Genomic DNA, 991 nt, shown 5'->3' with positions numbered 1-991 from the left:
AAGCGGCCGGTCAAACACGCGCTCCGCGACTTGTGCCGCCTCGAGCAGAGCGTCGAGATCGATGCCTGTCTCGATGCCCATTTCGTGGCACATGTGAACCATGTCCTCTGTGCTCACGTTGCCCGCTCCGTGAACATTGGCGTGAGCGGCGAAAGGACAACCTCCGAGGCCCGCGATTGAGCTGTCGAACATGTCGACGCCCATCTGCAATGCGGCGTACACATTCGCCGCACCCATGCCGCGAGTATCGTGCAGGTGAAGACCGATGCTGACGTCGGGGGCCAACTCCCGGACCGCGCCGACGCGCCGCTTGACGTCTTCAGGGTCGGCCCAACCAACAGTATCCGCAAGCATGATTCGAGGGATTGGAAACTCGTGCTCGCGCGCAAGCTTGATGATGTGGCGCGCAGCGGCAACGGTATCGGCGATCGGCACTTCACCCTGCAGGTTGCATCCGAACGCGGTCACGATGTATGCGGACTCAATCGGCGCCCCCGCGTCCTTGTAGAGCGAAATCCATTTCTCCTGCCGCTCGCGCATTTCCTGCGCGGTGCAGTTGTTGTTGCGCTGGCTCAATGCATCGGTGGTGTAGAACATCAGGTAGGCACTGATGTCGACTTGCGCGGTGGCCTGTGCCTTTCGAAATCCCGCCTCATTTAGCCACAGCGCCGTGTAACGAACACCTTCCTGCCTGGTGATGCCAGCGAAGACCTGGTCGATATCGGCCATCGTCGGCACTGCCTTCGCGCTTACAAAGGATCCGACCTGGACCTGGCTTAACCCGGAGCGCGCCAGTGCGTCGACGAGCTCGACTCGATCTTGCACGGAGTAGAGCCGCTTTTCGATCTGGAAACCTTCTCGGGGACCTTCCTCGTGGAAGGTGACGAATTTTGGTAAGTCGCTCAAGAATCCTCTCCTGTGACAGGTTGAAGTTCGATCAGCATCTGATTGCGTTCGACCACCTCGCCCTCCCGGCATCCAACGGTGGTGA

At 59.9% G+C, this 991-nt stretch carries 1 protein-coding gene; it reads right to left on the bottom strand.

What is annotated here, in order from left to right:
- A partial coding sequence (locus FH08_RS0133835) for a hydroxymethylglutaryl-CoA lyase (protein ID WP_035567932.1) occupies positions 1–906 on the bottom strand: 906 nt, incomplete at its 3' end.
- Positions 907–991 lie beyond the last annotated feature (85 nt).

Source organism: Caballeronia sordidicola (assembly GCF_000729995.1).
Classification (GTDB): domain Bacteria; phylum Pseudomonadota; class Gammaproteobacteria; order Burkholderiales; family Burkholderiaceae; genus Caballeronia; species Caballeronia sordidicola_A.
This window is presented reverse-complemented; position numbering and strand designations above follow the sequence as displayed.